The following is a 14691-nucleotide window of genomic DNA, read 5'->3' on the forward strand; positions in this document are numbered from 1 at the left end:
AATCGGCCGGAATCACGAACGCTTGTCGGCCTGATCGGCCATATCAGCCGCCGATACCTCTATATCGAGGCCATATTTGTTTTTGATCGAGGTCTGGATCATTGATCCGCCCGCGCTGGCAACGATCCGTCCGGACTGCTCCGCCGTCCCGATCGGTGCCGCGGCGCTTTGCAGAAGCATCCTCGTTCAAGAGCCGCCGAACAGTCGGTCTCTCACAATAGTTCAACGGTTTGCCGCGACGAAGCGGCAATCCGCGATTCTTTCATTTCATCAACCCTCACATGAGCAAAAAAGGAGAATTCTCATGGTTAAGACCTGCTTCGGCGCCGCAGCCGTCATTGCGGTCATCCTTGCAACGGCACTTGCCGGCGCACAGCCCGCAGAGGCGCGGGACGGCTGCGGCGCCAATCGCTATCGCGGGCCGGGCGGTGCCTGCCACTGGTTCGGCCGCGGCCCATATCCGAACGGGTTCTATGGCCCGCGCATGGCGTCAAACGGCTGCCCTCCTGGCTACTGGCATGGTCCGTGGGGTCATTGCCGCGATACGCCCTATCACGGCCGGCTCCCCGGCGGCGGCTGGCAATAATCAGTCCAGCGTCATGTCCAATCGATTAGCCGTCAGAGCACGCGGCGACAGCCTGTCGTCGCATATCCTGCCGGTGTCAGGAACGATGATCGGGGTCTGCACGACCCTGATCGGCCTGGTGAAGATCGCAACCCTCAGGCACGGCACGTCGCATGTCGACCAGTACGCTGCATTGGCCGCCGTGACGTTCCTGGCGAGCGCGATGACGTCATACCTGTCGATCCGCTGGTCGGATCGCGCGCAATTGAGCACTCGTATCGAGCGACTGGCCGACGCCATCTTCCTTTGCGGTCTGGCCGGCATCACGCTCGTCGCGACCTTGTTCGCCTACGAAGTGATCTAGTTTTCGTATTTGCGCGTCAACGCATGCATCGACCGATGCACATGGCGAAGGACGCCGTCATTCAATGGAGAAAACGATGTTCCGGAATTCAACCAGGATTATGAGCGCTGCGCTGGTGATGATTGCCTCCGAAGGCGGCGCGGCCTCCGCTCAGGGCACGATGCAGCAGCAGGAAGCCTGCCGCCCGGACGTGTTCCGGCTTTGCAGCAGTTACATCCCCAATGTCGGTGCGATCGTCGCCTGTCTGCGCGGCAACGAGCCGAGACTGAGTGAGCCCTGCCACCAGGTCATGTTCTCTGACGCGAACGTGCCGCACCAGCGAGCGGCACGCATGCGTGCCGGCGACGATCAGTAACGCGGCGACCGCCATCCGTTCAAAACTCCGAACTTATGAGGCGACCATGACTGCTTACTCGCCGTCCAGCACCGGAAAGTTGCGACTGACGCGTTGCCTTGCAGCCGCGGTGTGCCTGGCGTCATTATTGTTTCAGATCAGCAATGCCGGCGCGCAAACGCCGTTCTATCGCGCGACGCCCCGTGAACTCGATGTGCCGCCCGGTTCGCTGATCCGTTCCGAGCCGATGATGTTTGCTCCCGCCGGCTCGCAGGCCTATCGGGTGCTTTATCGTTCGGTCGGTATGCAGGGTGAGCCGATCGCCGTGTCCGGCGTCATCGTCGTTCCGCCCGGGCCTGCGCCTGCGGGAGGCCGGCCGATCGTGGCCTGGGCGCACCCGACCACCGGCGTGGTGCCGCATTGCGCGCCCTCGCTTGCGATCTTTGTCTTCCAGCAGATGGCCGGGCTGCGCCGGCTGATCGAGCAGGGCGTCGTCGTTGCCGCCACCGATTATCCGGGGTTGGGCACGGCAGGTCCGCATCCTTATCTCGTCGGCGACAGCGAGGCGCGGGCGGTGATCGACTCGGTGCGTGCGGCGCGCACCCTTCCCGACGTCGGCGGCGGCAGCAGCTTTGCCGTATGGGGTCATTCGCAGGGCGGCCAGGCGTCGCTCTATACGGGCCTCATCGCGCACACCTATGCGCCGGAGCTTCGCCTCGTCGGTGTTGCGGCCGCCGCGCCTGCAACGTCCCTGGTGGCGTTGATGGATGACGACTTCAGCAGTGCAGGTGGCAAGAACCTCACCGCGATGACGCTGTGGTCGTGGTCGCGCGTCTATGGTGCGCCGATCGACAAGGTCGTGCTGCCTAAGGCGATGCCGACCGTCGACCGGCTTTCGAACGAGTGCATCGAGTCGATCTTCGATATCATGGAGCGTCAGAAGACCGAGAAACCGCTCGAGCAGCAGTTCTTGTCGGTGCCGAACATCGCTGCCGTGCAGCCCTGGCGATCGCTGGCGATGCGCAACAGCCCGGACCCGCTGCCGCCGCAGATGCCGCTGTTTCTCGCCCAGGGCACTGAGGACAACATCGTCCGGCCGGAGGTCACGCGTGGCTACATGCAGCGGCAATGCGAGGCGGGCGGCAAGGTCGTCATGATGTGGGTGCCCGGCGTGGGCCACGGATTTGTCGCGCGGGACAGCGCCGATACAGCGGTCGCCTGGATGATGGATCGCTTCGCAGGCCGGCCCGCGCCGAGCGATTGCGGCAGGTCGGTTGCCGGCGCCGCGGCGGCCGAGGCCGCGCAATAGATCTCGATTCCGTCAGAAATTTCACACCAGAACAGAGGTTCGATCATGAATTCCGTTTCGACGATATGTTTTCAGCGTGGCCAACGCGCAGTTCGGTACTCGCTTCTCACCAGCCTTGCCTTGGTCGGCGCTGTCGGCCTCTGCTCCGCGGCAAACGCAGCGGACAAGCCGCCGCTGGCGCCCGACGCCGCAGTGCCTTTCAGCACGAACTCGCGGCTTTCGGCCTCGCTCGAGTTCAGTCTGCCGGCGCTGGCTGAGGATATCGAGCGGAATATTCCGCGTCGGCTTGCCAGCATCGATGAGCGCATCAGCTGCGTGCATCGGCGTGTCTTGTTCTGGAAGGTCAATGCCAATTGCGACGTGTGGGGCTATGTCGAGCGATCTGGTCCGGTGTCGCTGTATGGCCGCGGCGACCGCGTTTACGGTTCGGTGCCGATCTATGGCGCGCTGGAGGGGCAGGGAGCCAATCGCTTCACCGCGCGTATCCATGGCGAGACCGAGGCCAGCGCCACGATCGAGGCGTCGGCACGTCCGCGGCTCGATCAGGATTGGTCGCTGGATCTAGATTTCAGTGACGGCTTTCGATGGAGCGAGCCGCCGGTCCTGCGTGTGATGGGACACGAAATTCCGCTGGCGAAATATGCCGAGCCGAGGATCAGGTCTGAACTGGGCACGGTGAGGTCGCACGCGCTGGCGGCAGCGCGCCGCCTCGATCTGCGCGACAAGGCAGCGGCCGCCTGGCGGCACGCGTTCGAGCCGATCGAGCTTTCGAGCAGTCCTGCGGTCTGGCTGCAGATGACGCCGCAAAGCGTTTCCTTTGCGGGAATGCAGGCCAGCTCCCGAACCTTGCGCGGCTCGATCGAACTGTCCGGAACGGCGCAAACGCTCATCGGGCAGAACCCGCCGGCGTTGACTGCAACGGAATTGCCGCCGCTTGCTCATAGCGTTGACGCGCCCGGCGCGTTCGACGTCATCCTGCCGGTGCGGATCGGCTATGATGTGCTCAAGGACCGGCTGATGCAGGCGGTTGCGGCGATGCCGCCCGCGGCGGGCTTTGCGGTTCGGGATGTCGAGATATATCCGTCATCGGGCAAGCTCGTCGTCGGCCTGCGCGTTGCCGGCTCCGCCGAGACCGGCGCTGACGCGGGGAAATGGGTCTACCTCTCCGGCGCGGTCCAGGCCGATGCCGACGGTCGCATGATCCGGCTGTCCGGCCTCGATGTCATGACCACTGACGAAGGTCTGTCTGGACTGGTCAATCCCATCGCGGCCGCACTCGGCTCGAAGTTCAATGCCGACTACGGCCTCGCCTACGACAATCTGCTGAGCGCGGCCAACGCAAGGCTCAACAGGCCGCTGAATGACGGCTTTCGCATGGAGGGAAACCTCGCATCCGCGAGATTGGAGACCATATCGCTGCTCGCCGATGGCGTGGTGATCGCGGTCCGCGCCAGCGCCGAGCTGAAGATCCTGTACGGCATGTGAGGCGCGAGCAAATGCGCCGGCGATAGCCGCGGGGCGGATTCCGGCTCCGCGGCCCATGAGGGACCCGAAAAGCACGCGATTCCTGCCGCTTTCGGCCCAAACCGAACCGGTCGAGCGGGATTTGGCCGTCCCGCAGATGTTCTGCCTTTTCTCCACAAGCCATGTCGGAACCCAGGCCGGCCGTTCGTCTTGAATCCAAGCCGCCTCGAACCGGAGTTCTGCGTAAATGGCCCCGCGCGCCAATTGGAAAGGCTTCCTGAGACTGTCCCTCGTCACCTGTCCGGTGGCGCTCTATCCCGCCACTTCCGAGAGCGAGAAGATCTCGTTCAACCAGCTCAACCGGCAGACCGGGCATCGCATCAAATATGTGAAGGTGGACGCGGAGACCGGCGACGAGGTGACGAACGAGGACATCGTCAAGGGCTACGAGCTCGAGAAAGGCCAGTACATCGAGGTCTCCAAGGAGGAGCTCGAGGAGATCGCACTCGAATCCACGCGCACCATCGAGATCGACGAGTTCGTCGCGCGGTCGGACATCGACCCGCGCTATCTGATCCGCCCCTATTACATCCGTCCCGACGGCAAGGTCGGCCACGACGCCTTCGCGGTGATCCGCGAGACCATCCGCGAGATGGACAAGGTCGCGATCGGGCGCGTGGTGCTGACCAACCGCGAGCACATCATCGCGCTGGAGCCGATGGACAAGGGCCTGGTCGGCACGCTTCTGCGCTACCCCTATGAGGTGCGCAGCGAGGCCGAATATTTCGACGAGATCCAGGACGTGAAGGTCACCAAGGACATGCTCGATCTCGCCCGGCACATCGTCAACCAGAAGGCCGGACGCTTCGAGCCCGAAAGATTCGAGGACCATTACGAGACCGCGCTGATCGAGCTGATCAACGAGAAGCGCGCCGGCAAGGTGATCCGGCCCAAGGAGCGGCCGAAGGGCGAGAACGTCGTCGACCTCATGGAGGCGCTGCGGCGCAGCGTCGGCAAGGAGGCAGGGAAGGAGACAGGCAAGGAAGCCGCGCGCGCGAAGGCCGGCAAGCCGGCAAAGAAGCCGAGGAAGGCGGCGGCCGGCCAGAAGGAGATGCTGATGCCGATCGCCGGCAAGAAGCAGCCGAAGGAAGCGGCGGTGAAGAAGCCAGCGGCGGGGGCGCGGCGGAAGTCGGCTTGAAGCATCCGGGAGTGCAATGCCAGGCGAATCGTATTTCCCTGGGCCCCAGGTTGATCCGCGCCGATTGATCCCCGCCGCACGGCCCGGCCGCGACGAAGCTTACCCGGGCCTTTGCACGTAGAGCGAGATGAACCGATCGATCATCGGGTTGATCTGCTCCGGCACTTCGAGCGACAGGAAATGCCCGGAGCCGACCGCCTTGGCGGTGATCAGTTGCGGGCACAACGCCGCAAAACCATCCAGGTCCGCGAGCCGATGGGCCGCCTCGATGTAGAGCACCGGGACCCGGCAGGCCTGGGCACACTCACGCGCCCGATGCACATCCCAGGGAAACAGACTTGTAAACGTGGACACCAGCACGTGCTGTGGTGTCGCCAGAAAGGTCCGTTCGACATGGGCGCGGCATCTGTCGGTCGGCAGACAGGAGTCCGCCACGATTCTGCGCGCCTCGTCCGCAAAATTCGCGCCCTTCAAGCCATCCAGATACCCGGCAAACACCGTCCCTGCCGAGGCAGGGAAGAGCACCCCTGAATCGAGCAGCACCAGGCCTGCAGGAAAGTCCGGATAGCGGGCGGCGATCTCGAGCGCCATGTTGCCACCCATGCTCTGACCCACGATGACAGGCTTCGTGATCTGCTGCCGGTTGCACAGCCAGACGAGATCGTCGGCAAAGCCTTCGATCGAATATGCCTGTTGCGGCTTGTCGCTCTCACCATGCCCCCGCAGCTCGGCATTCAACGCTCGACCTTGACGGGCGAAATACGCCATCTGCGGCGCAAAATGCGTGCGATCCCCGCCCAGGCCATGGACGAAGAGGAATTGAAGCGGTCCCGCCCCGGCGATGTCGAAGGAGAGCTGGATCCCGTCACGCGCGAGTTTCATGCGTCGTCTCCGTATTCACCGTTCAGGTGTCTCGGGCGAGCCCTCAATCTAACTGGCGCGCGCCCGGAGGCAATCCTTTCGCCCGGCGAGTTAGGCTGCTCTCGCGGAGGGGACCGTGGTCTCCTCGTCGGCTCATCGGAGTTGGTCACCAGCTCTTACGCAAATGCGACTGAAGAACGCAGAAGAAGGCGGCGTTCTTGAGTGCATTGCCCCCGTCTCTCCATGCGGAGGACGGATATCCCGATCGGTGCCGTCTCAGCAATCTTCGTCCCGGCACTCCGGGCAGGTATCTCCGATCGAGTCCAGGACGTCGCGCAGCTCCGCCGCTGCTTCGTCCGGCGAGACACCGGCCGGCGGCATCTCGCGGGCGAGATCGATGGCACGTTCGCGCGCGTGCGGGTCGGCACGATCCCTGGCCCAACCATGCTCCTCGCATTCGCAGATGGCGCCGGCCTCATGCAGCACATGGATGGCCCATCCGCGCATCGTCCGGATCGCCGGCCGTCTGTCCCTCGTCATCAGCATGAGAACGCTCCTCGCCGGGACGAATCCGCCCGCCCGCCTGCTCGTTCCCGGCGGTTAGCACGGGTCAGGGATTCCCAAACGGCAGGGCTGCGCATTGTCCACGTGTTCCGCGGGGCTGTGGAGAAGGCGAGGTGCTGGCGGGGGGGCGAGAGCCTCGTCGGCAGGCTCCTGAAGCGCGCGGCTATCACGGCTCATGGCGAGCTCGACGCGGACATCGATATCGTCGTGCTGACTGAAGCCTGCATTTTCGATGACCGCCATAGCGACACGCGAGTATCGGTTGATCCATATCAAGAGCTTGCTCCCGGGTTTCGGTGCATTCCTTGGAAACGGCATATTGGAGCATGAAATGGGCGAGCGTTCCGAGCTGAAACAGGTCTGTCGCCGAAACGCACTCGGCTTTCTTGGATCCGCGACTGTGTTTGGACTTTTTGCGTCGTCTGCAGGTCTCACCGCGTTGCAGGCCGAAGCTCAAACCGCCGCGACGCCGAGCACGCCCGCAACACCGCCGGCAGATGCGTCGAAACCTTCGGCAACGGGCCCGGAATACCAAACCAGGCGAATGAAAAGGCGGGCCTCCCTCCGAGCACGCCGCAAGAAGGCTTTGGAGCGAGCCATCGCCAAAAAGCAATAAGAGCGCGGAGCGAGCCGCGCTGGCCGCACTGGAAATCTAACCGCGACGGAATGGCGGTGCTGCAGGCCTCCGCGGAGCCAGCAGTTTTGTCCCGAGGAACCCTGTGTTGAGGGGCGGCTTATGTCGTCGTCGGTTCTAGAAGGGACAAGCCATGGCCATAGACGCGTTCGCCGGCACCACGCCGGTGTTTCTCCCCGAGCAGTTCTTCGTCGGCCGCTTGGAAGGATGGGCGGTGGTCGAGAGCCTCGTCGGCGGGCTCCTGAAGCGCGCGTCGATCACCGCTCATGGCGAACTGGACGCCGACACCGACACCGTCGTCCTGACCGAAACCTACACCTTCGATGACGGCCATAGCGACACGCTGCGCTGGACCATCCACAAGCTGAGCGAAGGCCGATACACCGGCCATGAAAATCGCCTGGAAGGCGAAGCCACCGGCGAGCAGGCCGGTTGCGCATTCCATTGGACGTACACGCGCGACACGCCCCAGGGCGACGGCAAGTCGTTCAAGCTGAACTTCGATGATTGGTTCTATGCGATCGACGATCGCGCCTGTATCGTTCGCGGCAGCGCTGGGCGCGCAGGCATCCCGTTCGCGACGGCGCATGTGACGTATCGGAAGCTTTAGGTTTGGCGTGGTGTGAACTTAAGCGTGACCGGCACGCAAGAGATTAGATAGTCTGGAGTTCACCTGCGCAATGATGAGACAGTACTTGAAAAAAATCGTATCCACGTAGCCGCTCATAGGTTGCCATACCCCTAAGATGGCCCTCGATCCAATGTGGTTCAAGCTTTACATTGTGGACCGATTTCATCCAGTGACGGAACACTTCATCCAACAGATGCACGGAAATGAAGTGGCGGCTGTCTCCAAGATTGTCCAATTCGATTGCATCGGCCGAGGCAAGCAACGCGTCCCAATCCGCTTTGAAACCGCCCTTCGCTCGCGACCTCTCGATCCAATTCTTCACGCTTAGCTCAACAAGTCCGCTGTTAAACGAAAGGGAGCCTTCAATATCAGCTAAGGCGGCACTAGGAACGCAGCCAATCCTCTTCCATCGCAAAATGCTGGCCAATGCCGCGACTTCAAAAACGCGAGAAATCTCACGACTGGATACTTTGTCTTTCTGGAAGTGTCGACGCGTGTAGCCCGCAAGGTCATCGCAATCCAGCGGATACATATCCAACGAAGCAAAGTCCGTGATTAAGCAATGCGAATTGTACATGAAGTCTATGAAGGGCAAATCATCCCGATCTATGATGCAGCATATGCGGCGAATCTGTCTGGCGGAAAGATGAGCCGATGTTCTGATTACCCGACCCTTATCGCCTCCTTCACCGTTCGGTGCCACGCAATCGAGCTCAACTAAAGAGATCGGGTAGATCATGCTTGGAATGCGTGCGCCTTCGCAAAACGATCTAACAATAATCTGATCGCTTCGTCCCTCGACAATCAGGTTAACTACTTTTGGCTCGAGCATTGAAGAGACAAGGATTTCAGTCAATCTCCTACGTGGCGGCATTCTCGCTCTCGCTAAGGCTTGTGATATGTTCACTGAATTCTGTAAGTATTTCGAGTGAGTGAGTAGCTAGAACATATTGAGTGTTGCCACCTTCGACGAGTCGCTGGAGTGTTCTCGGCAGTGAGCGTTGCCAGTACACATTCAGAGATAGTTCAGGTTCGTCGATCAGAAAAATACACGGCGAGCGCCGGCTGAGAATGGCGCTGCACAGCAAAAGAAATATCTGTTTCTCTCCTGATGAGAGCATCCCTAGCGGAATTGGCTCACCTTGAGGTGAGCGAACGACAAAGCTGTCAGAAAAATCGAAATTCAGCGTCTTTCGCTTGAAGAAAGCGCTCAGCTCGTCGACGAGGAGTCCTAAGATCCGAGCCAGCGGCGTCACTGCAGTGGTTCTTGCTCGCGTTGAATCGAGGTAGGGTCGGAGAATGCGAACGAGGTCATGCCGGCGATCTGCTGGAGCATTGTTCAGTATCTCTGCGAATTCTCTAGACGGAAAGCTGACGAGTGTTTTCAGCAATGGAAGCTCGTCTCGTTCCCGCTCAAGCGTCTCAATTTCAAGTGCCATGCGGACGAAGGCATCGTCGCTCGATTCTGATGGTGTGTTCCAGCTCGAGACCAATCTATTCGCCATATCAAGATAGATGTTGTTCGTTCTTCGCTGTCCTTGATTGCCTTGTTCGAGCAACTGACGCCGAAACGCGTCCGTGACTTGACTGGCTGTAACATCAATATTGAGCCAAGTACGATCGGTTATTCCCCGTGCCTCTTCTATAAGCCATGGGATCTTGTTCCGCCGATCGGGACGATGCTCGCTCTCAGTTTGGATAGTCGTTGCGAGATAGCTAGACGACGAGCGCAACAGGCGGTCGTCACTCAAGTAGTGGATGTCGAAACCGGAGTTAGCAAGCAAATCGCGAGCACGATCTAGATCAGCCTCCTCCACTTTTGAAGTGGAATTGTCGTCCTTCCGAAAAAGAACGCTGTCGACTGTGCCTATCGGAGTTGAAACGACGTACCGATAAAAGGAATCTGACGGTTTCTTCTTTTGAATTAGGACGGTTGTGCCAATAGAGGTTTCAATAGAAAGCTCTCGGAATGAGATAAATCTAAAGTAGCTGCGCAAGCCCTCGCCATTGTTAGGAGACAAGGCCGCGTAGATCATTCTTAGTACCGTGGTCTTTCCCGCGCCGTTCTCTCCATACAGCAGTGAGACATTTTCAGATTCTGAAAAGTTGATTGTGTAGTCGAGGTGGCCGAATAGCGCTTTGATGCGCACCTCGCGTAGAATGCTTGCGATCATGATCTCCCCTTACGATAAAACGGAGCGAGCATCCAAGATTTCGCAGGGGTTATCCCCGAGCTCGGGTTTCGAATTTTCTGTACTTCTATCATGGTCATCTTTCACGCGGCTATAACCACCTTTCGATAACCCCATCGAGCGAGGCGGCGAACCTTCGGCAACGCATTCGGCAAAATCCAGTTCGCCTTCTCGCCCCTGCGGGCTTCGGCGCGACCGCCTTCGTTTGCTTCGCTGGGAGTTCGTGGCGCTGGCTTGCCTAGCCGAAGCGAGCGAACGCTGGTGGGCCCGGCAGGACTCGAACCTGCAACCAGACCGTTATGAGCGGCGGGATAGCGATTGGCTTCATTGATTTTGCTGACCTTTTGTTCGAATCTGATCGCGCTCGTTGCGCTTCGGCTGGGTCGTTTCTGGTGCGAAACTGGTGCGGTGACGCCTGCTTAAGGGCGACCTCCGCGAGAGGAATAATGCGTTTTGCGACTGTAGCCGACAATGCCCCAAGACATTCAGCTCATCTTCGACAAACTAATGGCGAGCGGCGGCATCCACGGCCGCTCCGACGACGTCGCGATGAACCGCATCGGGACCTTGATCGATGTCGCGACCGATCTTGGAAGAGAGCAGGGCATCGCTACGGCCCTCGCTTGGTCCGACGAGCTGGCGTGCCGCCCGCTGAGCGATGCGGATGCAACCCTGCTCGAATACTTCCGTGCAAATGCGTGGGAAGCAAGGAAGCTTCAGAAGCATCGCGACGACACTGCATTGTGGAACTGGGAGCAGCCCGAGGCCCAACAGCAAGTTCTTCATCTTCGCAAAGCGATGCGGCATCCCGGGTACCAGAAACTGGACAGCGTCCGCCAATGCCAGATTCAGACGAACCTCGGAAACCAACTCAGCCACATCCGCCGGTTCGTTGAATCTCTTCCTCGCTGGGAGGGCGCTCTCGCCATTCGGCCGCGGTTCGGAATGGCGCTTGGCAACCGTGGCTACGGACTGAAGCAATACGGCCATGCGCTCTACGACCCAGGCCATGCACAGGTGTTCTTTGCCACGGCTCACACGCAATTCTCGGCCGCGCTCGCTCCCGGAGCGGAGTTAGAAAGTTATGACCAGGACCAGATCAAAGCGCGCTTCGCGGAACTCCTTTCGAAGATCGAAGAGCATATCGATGTCGAGGCTGTGCGCTCGTCAATTAAACTTGAGGGCTACGACCTCGGCGAGTCGAGCGAGGAACAAGCATACCGCCGCTGGGTACTGAATGAACGGCTCTTTCTGAACCCGCTCAACGACCTTGGGCCCTACACCATTGCGGCGCGAGATATTCTCTCCCTGCCGAGCTATACAACGCCGATCAGCGAGCCGCCAACCTTGATCGGCTTCTTCAACCAAATGAAACAAGAGTTCGTCTCGGCGCGCTGGTTCCTGTATGAATGCATCCAATCAAGCGAGCCTCACTTCTCCGATCGCGACGTAACGCTCTACAACACCCTTGATTACCCGAGCTACGCGCTCGCGGTGGAGCGGGCGAAGGCCGCATATCGCATCGCCTACTCACTCTTCGACAAGATCGCGTTCTTCCTCAACGACTACGCAAGCCTGGGCGTGCGCCTGAACCAGGTCTATTTCCGCACGATCTGGTACACCGGCCAGGACGCAAAGCGTGGTGTCATTCGCGATGAACTTGTCAAAATGCAAAATTGGCCGTTGCGAGGCCTATTTTGGCTTGCGAAAGACCTGTTCGATCCTGACTTGCGGGATTCCGCCGAACCGGAGGCACAGGAACTCTATGTCATTCGAAACTGCCTTGAGCACAGCTATCTCAAGGTACACGAAATGCTGCCTTCTCGTGCTGCCACCCACGATCCCTTTCGCGACCGCCTCGCCCATTCGGTGCAGCGCGAGGCGTTCATCGCCAAGACGCTTCTCGTCCTGCGCCGCGCGCGTGCGGCGCTGATCTATCTTTCCCTTGGTATGCACCAGGGGGAAAAGCGGCGTGCAGCCGGAAAGAAAGATCGCCTTATCGCACCGATGCACCTGGACCATTGGGAGGACGATTGGAAGAGCTAACGGTGCGATCTTCCTTGCCCATGCTCTCAACACAGTGAAGGCGCTATTGAGCGAACGTGTCGGCAAGCCAACAGCGCTCAATCCACGTCTATTTGAAATGCCGCAGATCGACGATCTCTTCCGCATAAAGCTCAACACCGGGCTAGGCAGCCTGCCGGCGCGCGAACGGGCGCATCTTGATGCGGTCGTAGCGTGGTGCTCGCCTTATGCGGCCTACCTCTAACGGTCCTCTGTTTGGCCGAGCTTCGCACAGACCTTCGAACACGACTAAGCAATAGGCCTACCGCGGGCGATGCTCGTGCAGTATTGGTGAGACGCGCGGCGCTCTGACGAGCAGCGATTATTGAAGGCTGATCGAGAACGCCGGAACCCGGTAGAGCGGCGAGCGGCCGATCGGCAGGGTGCATCCGGCCCGTTTTAACTCATCTGTCAGAGCCGCAGCTTCCGTCTCGGTGAGGCGCGGATCGAGTACTACGTCATCGCAAATCCCGTTCACGTCGAAGTCGAAGAGGGCGACCCCGTTTGCGCCGCGCTTCGGATCGAGGTCTTGGAAAAGAAGCCGGACTTCCTTTTCGTGCGCGAAAGCCTCGCGCTTCACGCAGAGCAGCCGCGCAAACGGCGTCGCCTGGCCTCCGAACGCGATATCCTGAAACGTCACGCCGCTCATGAACGCCGCAATCTCCGCCTCCGTTTCGTAGCTCACCGTGCCGATAACGTATTTCAGGGCAGCAAACGAGTCCGCGTCATCGTAGAGGCTCTCGAATAATTTCCGGATCGTCGTTCTGACCTTGATGCCGTCCCGCTCCGTTCCCGGACTATAAATGCGCCACATGGCGTCGGTGTCTTCGTGAAGCGTCCAGCATTGCCCGTACCAGTCTTTGGCAAGATTACTGATCGATATGACCTCGCCGTTGGGGCCGGTGACGCTCGCGCGAAGGAAAAAGTTCTCGAACGGGTCGTCCCATTTGGCCGGATTGACGAGGCCGTTCTTGCGAGTCCGAAGAAGATCGAGGAATCGCGATTTCGAGAAAATCCGGTAGATTGGCGTGTCAGGGTCGGTGACATCGAGCATATTGTTAGAATTCATCTCATGGCTCTCCCACCAATGCAGGCGCGTCAAACAGGAATTAATATCCGAAGCGCTTCAAATTGATTGCCGAACGACTCTGCCTGATTCAGAATCCGATGTGCAAGAGCAGGTGTTGATGGCTCCGATGCCGGAAAGTGCACTGGCTGCCGCCTCCGGCGCTCGCATTGGCGAAATTGCGCTCGACATGGTTTCGGCAGCACTAAAACCTTGTGTTACGTCTCTGGAAAGAGCCTTGGGAAAAGGATGTCGAGGGTCTCGATCGGGAAACGCAGAGACACGGCGCCTTTCGGCGTCTCCGAGCCGAGTAATCCTTCGGCGATAACATCGGACAGGATACGGCGCGCCGAACGTTCGGGGAGGCCGGTGATACGCGCCACGTCGCCGCGTTCGAACTGACCGCGGATCAGCGCTTCCTCAAGCAGACGTTTGGCCTCCGGCTTCAAGGTCTTGCTGCGCTCGACATACGTGCTCAAGCGCGGGCCGAGGCTGTCGAGTTCGAACAGACTGTCCATGAACTTCACCTGATCGAGGCACACCTGGAGAAACCAGAGCACGAATTCGTTAAGCGCCTTCAGGGACAGGTTGCCGCGCCCATCAAGATCGCCCTGACGCGGCGTATCGGCCAGATCCATCATGCGCTTGTATTCGCTCGGCGCCTTCAGGCCGCGCGCGAGCCCGCGTGAAATTGACCAGAGCCCGTGAGAACCAATGCCCGCCAGCTGCGCCATGGCGTGGCTCATCAGGCGGCTAACGCGCCCGTTTCCGTCAGGGAAGGGGTGAATGTAGTTGAAACGGTGATGCGCTGCCGCGATTGCCATGATCCGGCCCGCCGTCTTCAGCGATTTGAAGGCGTAGCGCTCTTGGAAGTAGCGCAGGAAATCGTCTACGCGGTGGCTCGACGGCGGAATGTGCCGCCCGATGGCAACGTCATGCTCTGCCTTCGAGCGCCAAGCACCCGGCTCCATGATGAATTCGGTGTCCTTGCCGCGGATGCGCAGCATTTCCTCGGGCGCATCACGGTAGAACTCGAGATGGAGCCATTTGATGAACTCGACCGACGCTGGCTCGCCGAGCTTGCCGTCGGCGGCGAGCCGGTCGATTTCCGCCTGAACCCGTACATGCGCGGCAGCTTCGAGCTGGAGATTCCGACGGCCTTCGTCCGGGTCGAGCTCGCCTTCGAGGGCGCGGGCGATGTCCTTCGGCCGGGTGTTATGACCTTCGATCAGATTGCTGTAATAGGTGTTCATCAGCCGCACGAGGTCGGCCAGGTTGGCGGCCGTGCGTGGATGTAGCCCGTGGCCGAGCTTTGCCGAGGCCGCCGACAGATCGGCGATCACGTCGGCAATGGCTTCGGACGTTTCTTCCAGCCTTGCAGGCTCGATACGCTGCGGTGTTTCTTTAGGCATTTTGGCCGATCTTTGATCCCAAGCAAGATATTG

The 14691-nt window shown here is 60.2% G+C and carries 17 protein-coding genes; 10 read left to right on the forward strand and 7 right to left on the reverse strand.

The window, feature by feature from the left end; genetic code table 11:
* Nucleotides 1-12 precede the first annotated feature (12 nt).
* Nucleotides 13-180, reverse strand: a complete 168-nt coding sequence (locus tag BCCGELA001_RS37875) for a hypothetical protein (protein WP_158511611.1) — start codon at nucleotides 178-180, stop codon at nucleotides 13-15.
* A 124-nt stretch (nucleotides 181-304) separates the two neighbouring features.
* On the opposite strand from BCCGELA001_RS37875, the gene BCCGELA001_RS08050 reads away from it, so the two are divergent.
* The 6 genes from BCCGELA001_RS08050 (at nucleotide 305) to ku (ending at nucleotide 5234) form a co-directional block, all read left to right on the forward strand.
* Entirely contained in the window at nucleotides 305-586 is a 282-nt protein-coding gene (locus tag BCCGELA001_RS08050; protein WP_008561713.1) for a hypothetical protein, read from the forward strand.
* Nucleotides 587-599: 13 nt separating this feature from the next.
* The gene (locus tag BCCGELA001_RS08055; protein ID WP_060735021.1) at nucleotides 600-929 is read left to right on the forward strand and encodes a hypothetical protein; all 330 of its coding nucleotides are present in this window, start codon (nucleotides 600-602) and stop codon (nucleotides 927-929) included.
* A 76-nt stretch (nucleotides 930-1005) separates the two neighbouring features.
* Nucleotides 1006-1284: a hypothetical protein gene (locus BCCGELA001_RS08060; RefSeq protein WP_236840829.1), complete on the forward strand. Its 279-nt coding sequence runs from the start codon at nucleotides 1006-1008 to the stop codon at nucleotides 1282-1284.
* A gap of 46 nt (nucleotides 1285-1330) precedes the next feature.
* Nucleotides 1331-2572, forward strand: coding sequence for an alpha/beta fold hydrolase (locus BCCGELA001_RS08065; protein WP_060735023.1), 1242 nt, complete (start codon nucleotides 1331-1333; stop codon nucleotides 2570-2572).
* Nucleotides 2573-2692: 120 nt separating this feature from the next.
* A complete protein-coding gene (locus BCCGELA001_RS08070) occupies nucleotides 2693-4057 on the forward strand; it encodes a DUF4403 family protein (RefSeq protein ID WP_060735024.1) in 1365 nt (454 codons plus the stop codon).
* A 226-nt stretch (nucleotides 4058-4283) separates the two neighbouring features.
* A complete protein-coding gene (ku, locus tag BCCGELA001_RS08075) occupies nucleotides 4284-5234 on the forward strand; it encodes a non-homologous end joining protein Ku (RefSeq protein ID WP_008561692.1) in 951 nt (316 codons plus the stop codon).
* Between the two features lie 99 nt (nucleotides 5235-5333).
* On the opposite strand, the gene BCCGELA001_RS08080 is transcribed toward ku, so the two are convergent.
* Together BCCGELA001_RS08080 and BCCGELA001_RS08085 are read right to left on the reverse strand one after the other, a co-directional pair.
* Nucleotides 5334-6116, reverse strand: coding sequence for an alpha/beta fold hydrolase (locus BCCGELA001_RS08080; RefSeq protein ID WP_060735025.1), 783 nt, complete (start codon nucleotides 6114-6116; stop codon nucleotides 5334-5336).
* A 255-nt stretch (nucleotides 6117-6371) separates the two neighbouring features.
* Nucleotides 6372-6641 carry a hypothetical protein gene (locus BCCGELA001_RS08085; protein ID WP_008561679.1) on the reverse strand — a complete coding sequence of 90 codons (270 nt, stop codon included), beginning with the start codon at nucleotides 6639-6641 and terminating at the stop codon, nucleotides 6372-6374.
* A gap of 280 nt (nucleotides 6642-6921) precedes the next feature.
* On the opposite strand from BCCGELA001_RS08085, the gene BCCGELA001_RS36870 reads away from it, so the two are divergent.
* Nucleotides 6922-7275 carry a hypothetical protein gene (locus BCCGELA001_RS36870; RefSeq protein WP_144441203.1) on the forward strand — a complete coding sequence of 118 codons (354 nt, stop codon included), beginning with the start codon at nucleotides 6922-6924 and terminating at the stop codon, nucleotides 7273-7275.
* Nucleotides 7276-7426: 151 nt separating this feature from the next.
* Nucleotides 7427-7903: a DUF3833 family protein gene (locus BCCGELA001_RS08095; protein ID WP_008561675.1), complete on the forward strand. Its 477-nt coding sequence runs from the start codon at nucleotides 7427-7429 to the stop codon at nucleotides 7901-7903.
* Between the two features lie 43 nt (nucleotides 7904-7946).
* On the opposite strand, the gene BCCGELA001_RS08100 is transcribed toward BCCGELA001_RS08095, so the two are convergent.
* The gene (locus BCCGELA001_RS08100; protein WP_144441204.1) at nucleotides 7947-8798 is read right to left on the reverse strand and encodes a hypothetical protein; all 852 of its coding nucleotides are present in this window, start codon (nucleotides 8796-8798) and stop codon (nucleotides 7947-7949) included.
* Nucleotides 8785-10098: an AAA family ATPase gene (locus BCCGELA001_RS08105; RefSeq protein WP_008561670.1), complete on the reverse strand. Its 1314-nt coding sequence runs from the start codon at nucleotides 10096-10098 to the stop codon at nucleotides 8785-8787. The genes BCCGELA001_RS08100 and BCCGELA001_RS08105 overlap by 14 nt, the downstream gene beginning before the upstream one ends.
* 489 nt (nucleotides 10099-10587) lie before the next feature.
* On the opposite strand from BCCGELA001_RS08105, the gene BCCGELA001_RS08110 reads away from it, so the two are divergent.
* Nucleotides 10588-12162, forward strand: a complete 1575-nt coding sequence (locus BCCGELA001_RS08110; RefSeq protein ID WP_008561660.1) for an LA2681 family HEPN domain-containing protein — start codon at nucleotides 10588-10590, stop codon at nucleotides 12160-12162.
* A gap of 46 nt (nucleotides 12163-12208) precedes the next feature.
* Nucleotides 12209-12385: a hypothetical protein gene (locus tag BCCGELA001_RS37880; RefSeq protein ID WP_158511612.1), complete on the forward strand. Its 177-nt coding sequence runs from the start codon at nucleotides 12209-12211 to the stop codon at nucleotides 12383-12385.
* A 117-nt stretch (nucleotides 12386-12502) separates the two neighbouring features.
* Here BCCGELA001_RS37880 and BCCGELA001_RS08115 read toward each other — a convergent pair whose 3' ends face one another.
* Nucleotides 12503-13249, reverse strand: a complete 747-nt coding sequence (locus tag BCCGELA001_RS08115) for a DUF2971 domain-containing protein (protein WP_063921140.1) — start codon at nucleotides 13247-13249, stop codon at nucleotides 12503-12505.
* Nucleotides 13250-13464: 215 nt separating this feature from the next.
* Complete coding sequence (locus BCCGELA001_RS08120) at nucleotides 13465-14658, reverse strand: Fic family protein (protein ID WP_060737551.1); 1194 nt, start codon at nucleotides 14656-14658, stop codon at nucleotides 13465-13467.
* Between the last annotated feature and the right edge of the window lie 33 nt (nucleotides 14659-14691).

The sequence above is a fragment of the Bradyrhizobium sp. CCGE-LA001 genome, from assembly GCF_000296215.2.
Taxonomy (GTDB): Bacteria; Pseudomonadota; Alphaproteobacteria; order Rhizobiales; family Xanthobacteraceae; genus Bradyrhizobium.